This is a genomic window from Wenjunlia vitaminophila DSM 41686, from assembly GCF_000380165.1.
In the GTDB taxonomy this organism is placed as follows: Bacteria; Actinomycetota; Actinomycetes; order Streptomycetales; family Streptomycetaceae; genus Wenjunlia; species Wenjunlia vitaminophila.
In genome coordinates this window covers 61,774-75,479 of record NZ_KB904668.1, presented here as the reverse complement: position 1 = coordinate 75,479, position 13,706 = coordinate 61,774, and the positions used below count along the sequence as shown (strand labels likewise).

The window sequence follows — 13,706 nt, the reverse complement described above, 5'->3', positions numbered from 1 at the left end:
CCCCGTCCGGCGGGACGGCCGCGGCCTCAGCCAGCTCGCCGAGGAACTGCTTCATGTGGCGGGGGGCGAGGCGGGACGCCCACGGCAGGACCGGCCTCCGCGTCGGCGGCCACGCCTCCACCACCACCTTGCGGACCGCATCCAGCGCGGCCTTGTCCCCACCGGAGCAGGCCGCAGCCAGCTCCCCCAGGAATCCCCCCAGATCCTCAGGGGTCAGGTACCGCGCCCACGGCAGCGTCAGGGGGTAGCCCCCGTTCGGCTCCGGGTCCGCGATGTGCCAAACCGCCCTGCCGCACGACGCGGCCAGCGGACACCCGACACAGGTCCAGTAGGCCCGCTCATACGCCCGGCGCCATTCAGCGGCGCTGACCGTGCTGTCCGGGTGCTCGACCTTGTCGTACAAGTCCCACTTCCCGACGCAGGCCGGCGTGGGCTTCTCCGTGATCCGGGTGCTCGTGCCCCNCCCGGCCTCAGCCCGACTCATCCCGGTCGGGCGCACGGTCATCGTGGTCACCGCTGACCACCCCGCGCCCACACGTCGTCCTCGCTGCGCCGGTTCTGCTCCGCGTTCTTCCGGGAGAGCTCCGCGCGCTCCTCGTCGGTCAGTGCCAAGATGGCAATCACAGGTAGTCCTCCAGAGGGATGCCTGTTCGCGGCCTCGGTGTTTGCCCACCGGGGCCGCTCTGTTGTCGGCCGGACGGGTGTCCGGCACGCACCCTGGGGCGGGATCGAACCGCCCGACCCTCAACGGGTCAGCCACTCAGGGCCCGCGATCGTCGCCCTTGTCTCACCGCACGCACGGATGACTTGTCCGCCCCGCAAGGGCGGCATGGCAGAAGGTGCTACGCAGTTCGTGCGGCAGGGCCGGCTTGTCGCCGTTGCCTGTCTCTGACGGCCGCTCTTCCCGTGTGCAGGCTGCGGTGCGTCCTCTATGGAGATCTCAAAGGCCGAACGCTTCCTTCGGACCCGTTTCACGGGGCCCTCCGGGCATCAGCAGGTAGGCCCAGTTGAGCAGGTTGGGCCACCTGGTCGACTTGTTGGTACAAGCTCGATGTCACGATGTTGGCCCTTGCGGGGACCCCGTGTCAACCAGCATGTACCAACAAGTTGACCGAGTGCGTCATGATGGGAGGTATGAGCGAACAGCCGAAGTACCAGCAGCTGGCCGCTGCGCTGCGCCGAGAGATCGACAACGGTGTCTACCCGCCAGGGGCACGCCTGCCGTCCGAGAGTGAGCTCTCAGCCCGGTTCGGCGCATCCCGGAACACGGTCAGGAACGGACTGAAGCTGCTAGTCAGCGAGGGTCTCGTCACTTCCAGCCAGGGACTCGGGTACGACGTCCGTTCGCATGAGGTGTTCGAACTGAACGCTTCCCGGTTCGAGAACCTCACCTTCCCGCAGAACGGCGACTCGTACACGACGGACGTCACGAACGCTGGCCGCCGGCCACACCAGACGCTCCGAGTCGAGATGAGGCCCGCCCCGCCAGACATCGCGGAACGACTGAAAGTCGAGGCGGGGTCCAAGACCGTCCTGCGCTTCTGCCATCGGTACGTGGACGATGTCCCCTGGTCCACGCAGGCGACGTACTACCCCGGGTGGCTGATGGAACGGGCGCCGCGGTTGACCGAGCCGGGCGACATCGCGGAAGGCACCACGCGGTATCTGACAGGGGCCGGAGTCGAGCAGGTCGGCTACTTCGACGAAATCGCCACTCGGATGCCGACACCTGAAGAAGCGCGGTTGCTGGAGATCGGCGCCGGTGTTCCGGTGCTGCTCTGGACACGGACGGGTCACTCCAGGGATGAGCCCGTTCGGTGCACCGTTACGACCCTCCGTGGGGACCTGAACCGGATGAACTACGAGATCGGCGACCTGGCCGCGCTGGGGGGCGCCGAATGATCATCGTGAACGCCACACCCGCTGATCTCGATCTACTCGTCTCCTTCCGGACGGAGGCAGCCGAGTGGCTCGGAGCACTCGGAGTCGACCAGTGGCGCAAGCCGTACCCGAGGGAACTCCTGCTCGCCAGTATCGAAGCGGGAACCGTCTTCCTGGTCAGCGACGGTGACCAGGTTGCGGGAACGGTCACCCTTGACCAGGAGGACTTGGAGCCGGGCGCTTGGACTGACGAGGAGCTGAAGGAACCAGCCCTGTACGTGCACAAGCTCGCGGTCCGCAGAGCGCACAGCGGCCGAAACCTCGGCGGCCGGGTGCTCGACTGGGCGGGCGACCGCGCCGCCTGCGCGGGGGCCCACTGGCTGCGCCTGGACGCCTGGACGAACAACCGGAAGCTTCAGGGGTACTACCTCAAACAGGGCTTTCAGCACGTCCGCACCGTCACGGGAGGCGACGCGGTGAACGGTGGTCCACGTGTCTCGGGATGGCTCGCTCAACGTCCGGCGCACCGGGTAGCGCACGGCTTTGACGATCACACCCAAAGGCCACAGATGGTGATCTGAGTGCCTGCCCCGATGCCCTCTTGCAGAGTATCGGCGGAAGCCACGGTGACTGCTCCGCCATGATCGGGACGGTACTCCCGGGGGCCAAACAGGGGGCCAAACGATGCGATCGCGCCGGGACCGTCCCGGACGGTAACGGACGGTTCCGGGAACCAGGCGGGCAGATCAGTGACCACACGACGTGGCCCCGAAGGGGGCTCATCGCGTTCGGGACGAAGAGGTCGTGGGTTCAAATCCCGCCACCCCGACTCTGGTCAGAGGCCCATTCGCATGATCGCGAATGGGCCTCTGTCGTGCCCGGGGGGGCCGAACGCTCCCACCGCCACCTGCCGACGCCGCATCCTCCGCCTCGCCCGCCACTTGCCGTGGACCCGGGCCCCGGACGCGTCCGTCCTCGGCCGCCGACAACGAAATGGGCCCCGGCTCCGTCGGCTGCCCGTCACGAAAGGTCGAGACCAGCGAACACAGACAGAGGCTGAAGACCGCGCGCACAGCGCCAAAGTCGGCACGGGAACATCCGCACGCCCATATGCAGGCTCTCAGCGGGGCCCTTGGACAGATCCGAACACGCACTCCGCGGCCTACTTCAGCGATGTGCCCCTGAGTTGCCGGTTCCACCTCCTCGCATGGCTGCCGAATTTCAGACATCTCCCGTCCCAGAGGGGTCCAAGTCGGCCTCTCTTACTACGTCGTGTGGCGGAACCGCTGCGATCTCGGGACTATCAACACTTCCGTCGAACCATGGCGATCACCTGAGGGGAGCAACGCTGTACGGGACCGACGAAACTTCGATCTTCTCAGTACCTGCCGTACCCATCAGCCCAAGGGTCGAGGGGCAGTCTGATGAATACACCGGGCGCATCGCCAGACAACTGAGCGCTGCGGCCTTTGTACGCCCGAATCGGCTGGTGAGCGTCCGGCGAGAAATGACCAAGCAGAGGGACCGGGCGGTTGACTCCATCCGTCGCCGGCTACGTCTCAAAGCCAGGGCCAAGCCCAGTGCCCCAGCCCCTGAGGGCGAACCACAGGCGCCGTCCGTCGTACTGGGACTTGACTATGCGATGTGGGTCCGAGAACGGATCACCGCCACGTCGCACCGAGTACCCGTGCACGCCTTCGAGCAAGGGCCGGTTCTCCGAGCGTGCGACGCGGCCATCCGCCAGGCGCGCCTGCGGACGACAGCCCTGGTCACTGTGGCGATCAGCGCCCTCATGACGACCGTCCTCGGATGGCTGACCGCAGGAACCGCCATCATCGTCGGGGTGGTGGTCTGCTGGGCGGTCTACCTGGCGGACAGGTACACGAGCCAGCAAAGGTTGAACGCTCTCCTGGGCGAACACCTGCCGACCGCGCCAGCGGACCCGCCGAGCCACGCTCTCCCGTACGTGAAGGAGTTCGGTAAGGGCGGCATCCCCCGCGACAGGTTCCTGGGCGCTGGCCTGCAGGCGTGGCAGCCGGCGGTGATCGGTATCGACATCGAACCCGCGCCCGAGAGCCAGGACGATGAGCCGACCTCGCCTTTGATGACGAGTCCTGAAAGCGGCTCACGGGGTGAGGAAGTCACCGCTGCGGTACTGGCCGCGCTGTTCCGACACGGAAAGCAGACCGGTGCCCGAAAGCCGATGAAGCACTTCAAGGACGTCGACCTGCACGCCTACGTGGTACAGAGGTTGTCGAATCCCGCGCCTTCCCATGACCGGAGCCACCCCCAGCCTCGCATCGACGTCACCGGAGTAGCCGGCATCTCCGCGGAACGCTGGGACAACGTGGACGACGCCGCATGGCGCGGCCTGAAGTCCCTCGCGGTCAACGACAGAGTGAGCGCCTTTCCAGACAATGACACAGCCCGCCGCTACATCTGGGCACGAATCACCGCGTGGAACGGGCAACTGGTGGCGTCCATCCTCGTCCACTTCGCCTACGAAGGGGGCTTTCTGCGCGTCACCGTGCGCCCGCACATCATGACACCACTCAACCCTGCCGTTGGCGGACTCAGCGCCGAGGACCCGCGCGCACCCAGGTGGTTCGTCCTGGCCGCGCTGCACGCCGTGGGAGACGTCGCGGCAGGACTGAGCAGGTTCTTCCGCCAGACGCACAGGCAAGTCCCCGAGCTCGGCCGCGAGCCAGGCCCGGTCAGTCTGCGTGAGGTCTACAGCCTGCGCTGGATCAGCGACATGCACATGAACGACGATGCCCGCTACTACATCCAGATGATGCAACGCCGCGTCTTCGACTCCGTCGAGATCTTCCTCCGCGACCACAACGTCGACATCGCCGCCTACAAGCAACAAGCCACCGCCATCTACAACTTCGGTGTCATGAACGGCGGCACCATGAACGGCTCCGTACAGGCAGCCCCCTTCTCCAACGACGTCCAGATGAGCTAGGAGTCACCGTGAACCTGGGCCGCAACCGCCCGGAACCCACCCCCACCGGACCGAACTTCGGCGTTGTCAACGGTGGTGGCACAATCAACGGCCCCGTACAGGCCGCCGCGTTCTCGTCGAACGTCTCTCAGACCAGTCACATCGCACCAGGCGCCATCGAACGTGCTCAAGACAGCCTCGCTGACCTACGCCAACGACTTGAGGCCATCCGCGGCCAGCACCCAGAGGCCGAGCAGGCCCTGCGCGCCGTGGATGCGATCAGCCCGCGCCTGGACAGTCCTGACCGCGACCCGGGCGCGCTGCGCTTCATGCTGGAGACCCTGACCACCACATGCGCTGCGATCCCCAGTGTCGTCACCGCCGCCCAGGCTGCCCACACGGCCGTCGCAGCGCTCTTGCCTCCCCTCTGACCTGCACGTTCCACGTGCGTTCGAGAGCTCGGACTGCTCAGCCTCACTGGGCTGGCAGGGCTACCGGGGCACTTTCTGGGCGCGTCGTGGCGCGTTCTCATGCCCCCAGCGCGGGAATCGCTGGGGGCATGACGCATGCCGCCGCGGTGAGTGGGCCGACGGCTCATCCAGGCGGGGGCACGTAGGTGTAGAGGAGGCTGTTGCTGGTGCCGCCCGCGGTCGTGACGGTGACGGGTGCGGTGCCGGTGCCCGCGGGCATGACGGCCACCACCTGGGTGTCGGAGAGCACGGTGAACACGGCGGGGGCGAGGCCCACGAACACGTCGGTGGTGGAGGCGAGGAGCGAGCCGGTGATGAGCACGGTGTTCCCGCCCACTTCGGGACCCTCGGCCGGGGCCAGGGCCTCGATGGCCGGGGCGGAGAGGTAGGCGTAGAAGACGCTGTTGCTGGTGCCGCCCGGCGTGGTGAGGGTCACCTCCACGGTGCCGGAGCCAGCGGGGGCGACCGCGCTGACCTGGCTGTCGGAGAGCACCGTGAAGGCCACCGGGGTGGTTCCGAAACGCACCGCGCTGGTCAGGGCCAGTCCCGTCCCCGTGATGGTCACCGTGTTCCCGCCGGTGGTGGGTGCCAGATCCGGGGTGAGCCCGGTGAGGAACGGGGCCACGACGTAGAAGTAGAAGACTCCGGGGGCGCTGGTCCCTCCATGGGTTACGACCCGGACCTGGACCGCGCCCGGGGGCCCGGGGGGCACCACCGCGCTGACGCGCGTCGGGGACAGGACCGTGAAGTCCAGGGCCGGCACGCCTCCGAACAGCACCCCGGTCGCCCCGGACAGGCCGGTCCCGGTGATGGTGACGGTGTTCCCCCCGAAGGTCGGTCCCTGGGACGGGTCGACCGAGGTGACCACGGGTGGCGCGGTGTAGGTGTAGGGCAGGCCGTTGCTGGTGCCGGCCGGCGTCCTCACGGTCACCGACACGGTGCCGCTGCCGGGGGGCGCCGTGGCGGTGATCCTCGTTGACGAGACGACGGTGAACCCTGCGGCGTTACCGCCGAAACGCACCGCGGTCGCTCCGGTGAAGCCCGTGCCGGTGAGGGTGACGACCGTGCCGCCCGACGCCGGTCCGCTGGACGGGCTCAGCCCCGTCAGTGTCGGCGCCGCCGCCGACGGGACGGCCTGTTGGGCGGCTGGCAGGTGTGGTGACGGAGTTGGTGCGGGCACGACGTGTGCCTTTCGTCGTCGTTCCGGTGGGTGCGGGCCCCGGCCCGGTCGTGCGGCCGGTGGCCGGGGCCCGCGGGGTGCCTCGGGGGCGGGCGACCGTTCGCCGCCCGCCCCTGGGCGAGCTACGCCGGGGGAGGCGTGTAGGTGAAGGTCTGCGGCGTGGTGTCGGGCCCGCCCGCGGTCACGATGTTGACCGTGACCGCTCCTGTCCCGGGCGGGCTGTAAGCGACGATCAGGTTGTCGCTGACCACTCCGAACGCGGCCGGGTTGGCCCCGAACGACACGCTCTCCGTGGTGCTCAGGCCACCGGTGGTGGCACCGATGCTGACGGGTGTGCCGCCGGACTGGGGACCGCTGGCGGGACTGATGCTGTCCGTCGACAGGGTCGGGGCGTAGTTGTAGAAGAGGCCGTTGGTGGTGCCGCCCTTGGTGGTGACGGTCACCGGGACGGTGCCGGTGCCGGCGGGCACCACGACGTCCACCGAACCGTCGTTCGTCGCCACGATGCCGGTGCCCGGCGTGGTCCCGAAGCTGACCCCCGAGGTGGTGGCGAGGCCGGTGCCGGTGATGGTGATGGTGTTGCCTCCGGCGGCCGGACCGGTGTCGGCGCTGAGCGCCGCCTTGAACGGCTGACCGATGTAGAAGTACTGGCCGGCGCTGACGGAGCCGCCGGGAGTGGTGACGGTCACCGGGACGGCCCCGTTTCCGGGCGGCGGGGTCACGGTGATGACGGTCCCGGTGTTGGTGACGACCGTTCCCAACCTGGTGCCGAACTTCACGACGGCACCGGTGAGATTGGTTCCCGTGATGGTCACTCCTCCGGGCGGGCCGCCCGACGCGGGACCCTGGGGAGGTACCGGACTGGTGATAGTGGCCATGGATCTTCCCTTCGTGCAGTACCATTCCCCTTCCGGAATGAATGGGAATGGAGGATCCGGCCGGCCAAACGTGTGCGGTGTCCTTTGTTCGCCGTTCACCTGTCGACCGGGGGACTTTCCACTACTCGATTAGACCCAAATCGGCGAGCAAACCAAAGGGCGTGAAGGAGCTCCGCCGTAGCGAAATAACACAATCCAAAGAATACGACATTCACCGATCGACAAATCACGGGAAATGTCAATCTGCGGTATGTATTTCGAGAATCCGCACACAAGACCACCGGGGCACGCTCACCCGTCAGCGCGGTGCCACTGACCAGGCGGTTCCTCAGGGAGTACGGAGCCACGCGCCATCCCGGACGTCACATGCCGGTGGGCGCGGTGACACAGGTGGCGTGCGCACAGGGCCCACGCCTCCGCGGGAATACGGGTCAGCGCGCGGGACTGACGACGAGGGCGTCGCCGAAATCATCCGGAACCGAGGGGCCAGTGGACCTGCCGTACCGGCCCAGCGGCCGACAGTTCGCCTTTCCCTCGTTTTTCTGCGCCTGTTCCCGGACATCGGTCAGCCCGCCGAGAACGGGACGCGCGAGGCTCGGCGGGCCACAAGGACAAGCAAAACCAGACCGGTTGGCGGTACGGCGGTGACGGATCAGGGCTTTCGCGGGAAACGGGTCGGCGGCACGCCGGCCGGACCGCAGCCGGCGTGCCGCAGGAGTTCGAAGGGGGATCGTCGCCCGGGGGCTTCGGGCCGGGTCCCACCGGTGGAGGGCGCCGGGGACCCCACCCGGGGATCAGGTGCGCGGCGTCTGCGGCATCCGGATCCAGTCGTTGGCCGGCCACCCCTTCGTCGGGGCGGAGCGGTGCCCGAGCTCCTCACGGGCGGCCTCGCGGCCCTCCTCGACGAGGTCGCTGAAGATCTCGCACAGCAGGAGGCAGGGCGCGCTCGGATGCCTGGGCGGAGTCGGCGCCGCCGAGACGACGACCGTGGTCTCGGCGCTGGAGGCGTTGCAGGCGGTGTTGCCGTTGTACGCGGCCGTGATCGTGTGGGAACCAACGGTGGACAGGTGCGCCGTGTAGGCCGCGTCGCCACTGGACGTGACCGGCACGGTGCTGAGGATGTCCCCCCCGTCGAAGAACGTCACGCCGAGGCCGCCGCTGGGATCGGTCGGGCAGCTCACCTTGGCGCTCAACTCCACCGCCTGCCCTGCCGTCACCGAGGACGGCGACGCCTGGACCGTGGTCGTCGACGACTCCGCCGCCGCGGCCGGCGAAGCGAAGGTCACCACGGCGGCCAAGGCGCCGAGTACGACGAACTTCCCGGCCCCGTGTTCCTTCCAACGTGCCATGACTCGTCTCCTTGCTCGCCCACGATGCGCAGGTGTCGGTTCAGCCCTGAGCGGTCACGCTACGCCAGGAAATCGGACATTAAAGAAAACTCAGCAGCTTCTCCCCTCTATTGGTCCATGCATGTCCCACGGATGGCGGGTCCGATGGGGGAACAGCGCAGGGAGTGGGCAACGGGCCCCGGGGCCACCGGCCGCCGACGTCAACCACCCGACGCGGATGTGGTGCCGTGGGAGGAGGGCCAGTCCAGCACGGTCAGCTCGGGCCACTGTTCCCGCCACCGCGCCGTCTTGGCGTCGTAGACCGACCGCGGGGCGAGCGCCGGATTGGGACGGACGACGAGATTGAAGACGTCGGACAGTCCGTGCGGGGCGTACACGCGCCACCGGCCGTCGCCCTCCAGACGCACCCCCAGACAACAGGTCGTCGCGGCGAAGCTGTCGATCGCGGCCTCCGTGGACTCGTACGGCGGACACGGAACGCCGAACTTGTCCTCGTACCAGAGATGAACGCGCGCCTCGTTGCGCATCTCGACCTCCACCGGCAGGTCGGCGAACACCTGGCGGCCCGCCCTGATCACCGCGTCCTCCGCCTCCCAGGACAGATCGTCGGCGTCGAAGTAGAAGACGTCGTAGTCCCTGATGCCATGGGTCGGCGGCCTGCCCGTGACCACGTTCCACACGGTCTGGAACAGGCACCCCGCCGTCACGTACCACCCGGGCAGGCCCAACGTCGCAGTCCGCGCCAGCACCTGGAGCAGAACGTCGTTCCGGGACAGCGCGGCACGCAGGGAGTCGAGTTGCTGGTCGAGGGGGAGTCGGCCGTTCACCGGCCCTGCCTACCACAGCGACCGCCGGGGGACGGGGTCGGCGATCGGCTCGTCGGCACCCACTCCCGGCCCCCGCGTGGGAGGACGGGTTCTTGACGGCTTCTTCATGGGTCCTTCATGAGTGCGGACCTACATTCGGCGCGGTCCGGCCGTGTCGGGGCCGGTGGTGACCAGTGAACGAGGAGTCCGTGGGGATGAGTTCGCGCCGGTGGTTCAGTGGCCCGTTGCTGGCCGGGGTGGCGTCGGTGGTGGTGTTGGCGGTGTCCGGCTGTGGTGGCGACGGGGGTGCGGGGAAGGACGAGGTCGCGTCGGCGGACCGGGGCAAGGCGGCCACCCGTGCGGCGGAGGACAACGCCGGGGAGATGGCCAAGTACGTCGAGGGGCAGCGCAAGTACGTCGAGTGCCTGCGCGGTGAGGGGTTCGACGTGCCCGACCCCGACGCCAACGGTCAGGTGGAGATGGGCGACGCCGGCGAGTGGAAGCGCGACCCCAAGAGCCGCAGGGCCCTGGAGAAGTGTTCGGAGTTCAGCCTGCCCATCCCCGAGAGCCTCGAGGAGGAGATGCAGCCCGAGCTCACCGAGGAGGAGATCGAGAAGAACCGGCGGTACTCGACCTGCATGCAGGAGAACGGCGCGCCCGACTTCCCCGACATCGGCGAGGACGGCCACTTCGAGGAGGTCTCGTGGGACCCCACGTCGGCGGGCGGCAAACGGGCCCAGCGCAAGTGCGCACCGATTCTCGGACTCCCGGAGAACCCGGGCCCGGCTCAGGGCTGACGGGGCGGGGAACGTGGACGACGTGCGGGACACCGGCGGGAAGCACGCGCCGGACGGGAACGACCCCGGCGGGGAGCCGGGGCGGCGGGACCGCGGCCGGCGGGCCGGACGGGGAGTCGGGCGACCGGGGCGCGGGCGTGCCCTGGTGTGGGCCGGCGTCCTGCTGGTCGCCGGGGTGAGCGCGGTCGGCGCCCTGGGGCTGGGTGGCGGAGACGCGGACACCGGCGGGGCGGACCAGGGGCGCAGCAGTCAGGTGGTGCGGGTCAGCCGGGGCACGCTGACCGACCAGACGGAGATCGACGGCCAGCTCGGCCACGGGCCACAGGTGCCGTTCCAGATCAGGGCGGAGGGCACGGTGACCTGGCTGCCCGAGTCGGACGCCACGCTCCGCCGGGGCGACGCGGTGCTGCGGGTCAACGACCGGCCGGTGGTGCTGCTCTACGGGAGCCTGCCCATGTACCGCGACCTCACCCTGTCCGGGCCGGCGGACCCCGCTGACGGCAGCGACGGCCGGCCGGACGACGGGGCCGACGACGGCAAGGGCAGCGAAGACGGCGAGGGCAGTGACAGCGGCGCCGAGGGTTCGGACGGCACGGGTTCCGAGGCGGCGGCCGACACCGCGGGCGCCGGGAGCCAGCGGGAGGCGGCGGTGAGCGGCATGGACGTCAGGCAGTTCGAGACCAACCTCAGCGCCCTCGGCTACAGCGGCTTCACCGTGGACGACGAGTACACCGCGCTCACCGCCGACGCGGTCAGGCGCTGGCAGGAGGACCTCGGCCTGCCGGAGACGGGTGAGGTGGGCATCGGCGACGTCGTCTACGCGCCGGGTCCGGTGCGGATCGCGACCACCGGGGTCCGGGTCGGCGCGGACGCGTCCGGGGAACCGGTGAGCTACACCAGCACCTCGCGCATGGTGACCGTGGAGGCGCCGGCCGCCGACACCGACTGGGCGCGGCGCGGCACCGAGGTCACCGTGGAGTTGCCGGGAGGGCACACGGTCCAGGGCGAGGTGGCCCGGGTGGGCAAGGAGGCGTCCGCGCCCGAGGGGCCGGGCGGCGCCGAAGGTGGAGGGGAGGGCGGTGCGGCCCAGACGGCCACGGTGTCCGTATTGATCACCTTCGCCGACCAGCAGTCCCTGGGAAGGTTGGAGAGCGGCCCGGTCACGGTCCGCTACGTGGTCGGCGAGCGCAAGGACGTGCTCACCGTGCCGGTGTCGGCGCTGGTGGCGCTGGCCGAGGGCGGCCACGGCCTCGAGCTGGTCGAGGGGGACTCCGAAGGCCCGGGCCGTTTCCTGCCGGTCAGGACCGGCCTGTTCGCCAACGGCCAGGTCGAGGTGAGCGGGCCCGGGGTGCGCGAGGGCATGAAGGTGAGGATTCCCAAGTGACCCAGGCGAACCCGCTGGACGGGTCCTCATGGGACCCGTGGGCCGCTTCCCCGGACGTTCGGCGGCGCCGGGCGGTGCGGACACCGACGCCGGACGGCAGCGCCCCGGTCGTGGAGTTCGAGGCCGTCTCCAAGTCCTACCCCGGGCAGGTCACCGCGGTCAGTGAGGTGGACCTGGTCATCGAGTACGGCGAGTTGGTCGCCGTCGTCGGTCACTCCGGGTCGGGGAAGTCCACCATGCTCCACCTGATGGGCACCCTCGACCGGCCGTCGCGCGGTCGGGTCACCGTGGACGGCCACCACATCGACGAACTGACGGACCGTGAGATATCTGCGTTGCGGGCCCAGCGCATCGGTTTCGTCTTCCAGCAGTTCCACCTGGCCGTGGGCGTCCCCGTGTTGGACACGGTCGCCGACGGCCTGCTGTACGCGGGCGTGCCCATCCGGGAACGCCGGCGCAGGGCGGCCGAGGCGCTGGACCGGGTGGGTCTCGGTCACCGCGTAGACCACCTTCCCCACCAGCTCTCCGGTGGTGAGAGGCAACGGGCCGCGGTGGCCCGGGCGGTGATCGGCGAGCCGGCGCTGCTGCTCGCCGACGAGCCCACCGGCAACCTGGACTCGGCGTCCGGGGCCGCAGTGCTCGAGTTGCTGCGCGAGCTGCACGCGGGCGGCACCACGGTGGTGGTCATCACCCACGACCGGGAGATGGCCGGGGCGTTCGACCGCAGGGTGGAGGTGCGCGACGGTCGGATCACCGCCGACAGCGCGTCCGTGTCCCGCGCCGGGGTGGAGCGGTGAGCCGGCGACGGGCCGCCACCGGCCTGCGCCCGGCCCGGCTGCGTCCCGCCGACCTGTACCGGCTGGGGGGAACGGGTCTGCGGACCCGGCCCCTGCGGGTGTTCCTCTCGGCGCTGGGCATCGCCATCGGGGTGGCCGCGATGGTCGCGGTGGTGGGCATCTCCAGCTCCAGCAGGGCGGAAGTGGACCGCCGGCTGGACAGCTTGGGCACCAACATGCTGCGGATCGCGGCGGCCGAGACCGCCGACGGCACGCCGAGCCGCCTGCCCGAGGAGTCGGTGTCCATGGTGCAACGGGTGGGCCCGGTGCAGCGGGTGGCGGCGATCGGGGTGATCGAAGACGCCGCGGTCTACCGCAACGAGCACATGCCGGCCGGGCGGACCAGCAGTGTCCAGGTGGCCGCGGCCGGGACGCGGTTGCTTCCGGCGGTCGGCGCGAACGTGCGGACCGGCAGGTGGCTCGCGGAGGCGACCGAGGAGTACCCGGCCGTGGTCCTCGGCTCCGAGGCGGCCCGGCGGCTGGACGTCCACACCCCGGGCACCCGCCTGTGGCTCGGGAAGAAATGGTTCTCCCTGGTCGGTGTGCTGGACCCGGTGCCGCTCGCGCCGGAGATCGACGGTTCGGCGCTGGTCGGCTGGGAGACGGCACGGACCTACCTGCGCTTCGACGGCCATCCCTCGACCGTCTACGTCCGGGCCGACGACGACCGGGTGACGGCGGTACGCGGTGTGCTCGCGGCGACGGCCAACCCGCGGGCGCCGAGCGAGGTGACGGTCTCCCGGCCCTCCGACGCGCTGGCCGCACGGGAGGCCACCGAGTCGGCGCTGACCGGGCTGCTGCTGGGTCTCGGCGGGGTGGCGCTGCTCGTGGGAGGGGTCGGCGTGGGCAACACCATGGTCATCTCGGTCCTGGAGCGCCGCCCGGAGATCGGCCTGCGCCGGGCCCTGGGCGCCACCAGGGGGCAGATTCGGGGGCAGTTCGTCGCCGAGTCACTGCTGTTGTCCGCGCTCGGCGGGCTCGGCGGCACGGTGCTCGGCACGGTCGTCACCGCCGGGTACGCCGCCACGCGGGGCTGGCCGACCGAGGTGCCGATGTGGGCCGCGGTCGCCGGGATCGCCGTGACGCTGCTGATCGGGGCCGTCGCCGGCCTCTACCCGGCGCTGCGGGCCGGACGGCTCCCGCCCACCGAGGCCCTCGCGGGGGTCTGAACCGGTCGG

Annotated in this window: 12 protein-coding genes; 8 read left to right on the top strand and 4 right to left on the bottom strand. The window is 70.0% G+C overall.

Going from position 1 to position 13,706, the window contains the following annotated elements; all coding sequences use genetic code 11:
• The first annotated feature begins 1,134 nt into the window (after positions 1-1,134).
• From A3IG_RS0113260 to A3IG_RS0113245, 4 genes are all read left to right on the top strand, one after another.
• On the top strand, positions 1,135-1,902 hold the full coding sequence (locus A3IG_RS0113260; protein ID WP_026220232.1) for a GntR family transcriptional regulator: 768 nt from the start codon (positions 1,135-1,137) through the stop codon (positions 1,900-1,902).
• On the top strand, positions 1,899-2,462 hold the full coding sequence (locus A3IG_RS0113255; RefSeq protein ID WP_018384050.1) for a GNAT family N-acetyltransferase: 564 nt from the start codon (positions 1,899-1,901) through the stop codon (positions 2,460-2,462). Before A3IG_RS0113260 ends, A3IG_RS0113255 begins: the two co-directional genes overlap by 4 nt.
• A gap of 1,106 nt (positions 2,463-3,568) precedes the next feature.
• Entirely contained in the window at positions 3,569-4,849 is a 1,281-nt protein-coding gene (locus tag A3IG_RS0113250) for a hypothetical protein (protein WP_018384049.1), read from the top strand.
• Positions 4,850-4,857: 8 nt separating this feature from the next.
• Positions 4,858-5,259 (top strand): hypothetical protein, encoded by a 402-nt coding sequence (locus tag A3IG_RS0113245; RefSeq protein ID WP_018384048.1) that lies wholly within the window; start codon positions 4,858-4,860, stop codon positions 5,257-5,259.
• A 163-nt stretch (positions 5,260-5,422) separates the two neighbouring features.
• Here A3IG_RS0113245 and A3IG_RS0113240 read toward each other — a convergent pair whose 3' ends face one another.
• From A3IG_RS0113240 to A3IG_RS0113225, 4 genes are all read right to left on the bottom strand, one after another.
• Positions 5,423-6,478, bottom strand: coding sequence for an IPT/TIG domain-containing protein (locus tag A3IG_RS0113240; RefSeq protein ID WP_018384047.1), 1,056 nt, complete (start codon positions 6,476-6,478; stop codon positions 5,423-5,425).
• 122 nt (positions 6,479-6,600) lie between these two features.
• A complete protein-coding gene (locus A3IG_RS0113235) occupies positions 6,601-7,356 on the bottom strand; it encodes an IPT/TIG domain-containing protein (protein WP_040911388.1) in 756 nt (251 codons plus the stop codon).
• Positions 7,357-8,150: 794 nt separating this feature from the next.
• The gene (locus tag A3IG_RS32570) at positions 8,151-8,705 is read right to left on the bottom strand and encodes an Ig-like domain-containing protein (RefSeq protein WP_018384045.1); all 555 of its coding nucleotides are present in this window, start codon (positions 8,703-8,705) and stop codon (positions 8,151-8,153) included.
• Positions 8,706-8,905: 200 nt separating this feature from the next.
• Positions 8,906-9,532 carry a nucleotidyltransferase family protein gene (locus A3IG_RS0113225; RefSeq protein ID WP_018384044.1) on the bottom strand — a complete coding sequence of 209 codons (627 nt, stop codon included), beginning with the start codon at positions 9,530-9,532 and terminating at the stop codon, positions 8,906-8,908.
• 194 nt (positions 9,533-9,726) lie between these two features.
• Here A3IG_RS0113225 and A3IG_RS0113220 point away from each other — a divergent pair, with 194 nt between their 5' ends.
• From A3IG_RS0113220 to A3IG_RS0113205, 4 genes are all read left to right on the top strand, one after another.
• Positions 9,727-10,308, top strand: coding sequence for a hypothetical protein (locus A3IG_RS0113220; protein WP_018384043.1), 582 nt, complete (start codon positions 9,727-9,729; stop codon positions 10,306-10,308).
• Positions 10,309-10,321: 13 nt separating this feature from the next.
• A complete protein-coding gene (locus A3IG_RS0113215; protein ID WP_018384042.1) occupies positions 10,322-11,692 on the top strand; it encodes a peptidoglycan-binding protein in 1,371 nt (456 codons plus the stop codon).
• Positions 11,693-11,766: 74 nt separating this feature from the next.
• Positions 11,767-12,489: an ABC transporter ATP-binding protein gene (locus A3IG_RS0113210; RefSeq protein WP_026220229.1), complete on the top strand. Its 723-nt coding sequence runs from the start codon at positions 11,767-11,769 to the stop codon at positions 12,487-12,489.
• The gene (locus A3IG_RS0113205) at positions 12,486-13,697 is read left to right on the top strand and encodes an ABC transporter permease (RefSeq protein ID WP_018384040.1); all 1,212 of its coding nucleotides are present in this window, start codon (positions 12,486-12,488) and stop codon (positions 13,695-13,697) included. The genes A3IG_RS0113210 and A3IG_RS0113205 overlap by 4 nt, the downstream gene beginning before the upstream one ends.
• Positions 13,698-13,706 lie beyond the last annotated feature (9 nt).

Coding starts and splice junctions, on each gene's coding strand:
- A3IG_RS0113260 (WP_026220232.1), top strand. CDS start 1,135: ATGAGCGAACAGCCGAAGTACCAGCAGCTGGCCGCTGCGCTGCGCCGA.
- A3IG_RS0113255 (WP_018384050.1), top strand. CDS start 1,899: ATGATCATCGTGAACGCCACACCCGCTGATCTCGATCTACTCGTCTCC.
- A3IG_RS0113235 (WP_040911388.1), bottom strand. CDS start 7,356: ATGGCCACTATCACCAGTCCGGTACCTCCCCAGGGTCCCGCGTCGGGC.
- A3IG_RS32570 (WP_018384045.1), bottom strand. CDS start 8,705: ATGGCACGTTGGAAGGAACACGGGGCCGGGAAGTTCGTCGTACTCGGC.
- A3IG_RS0113220 (WP_018384043.1), top strand. CDS start 9,727: ATGAGTTCGCGCCGGTGGTTCAGTGGCCCGTTGCTGGCCGGGGTGGCG.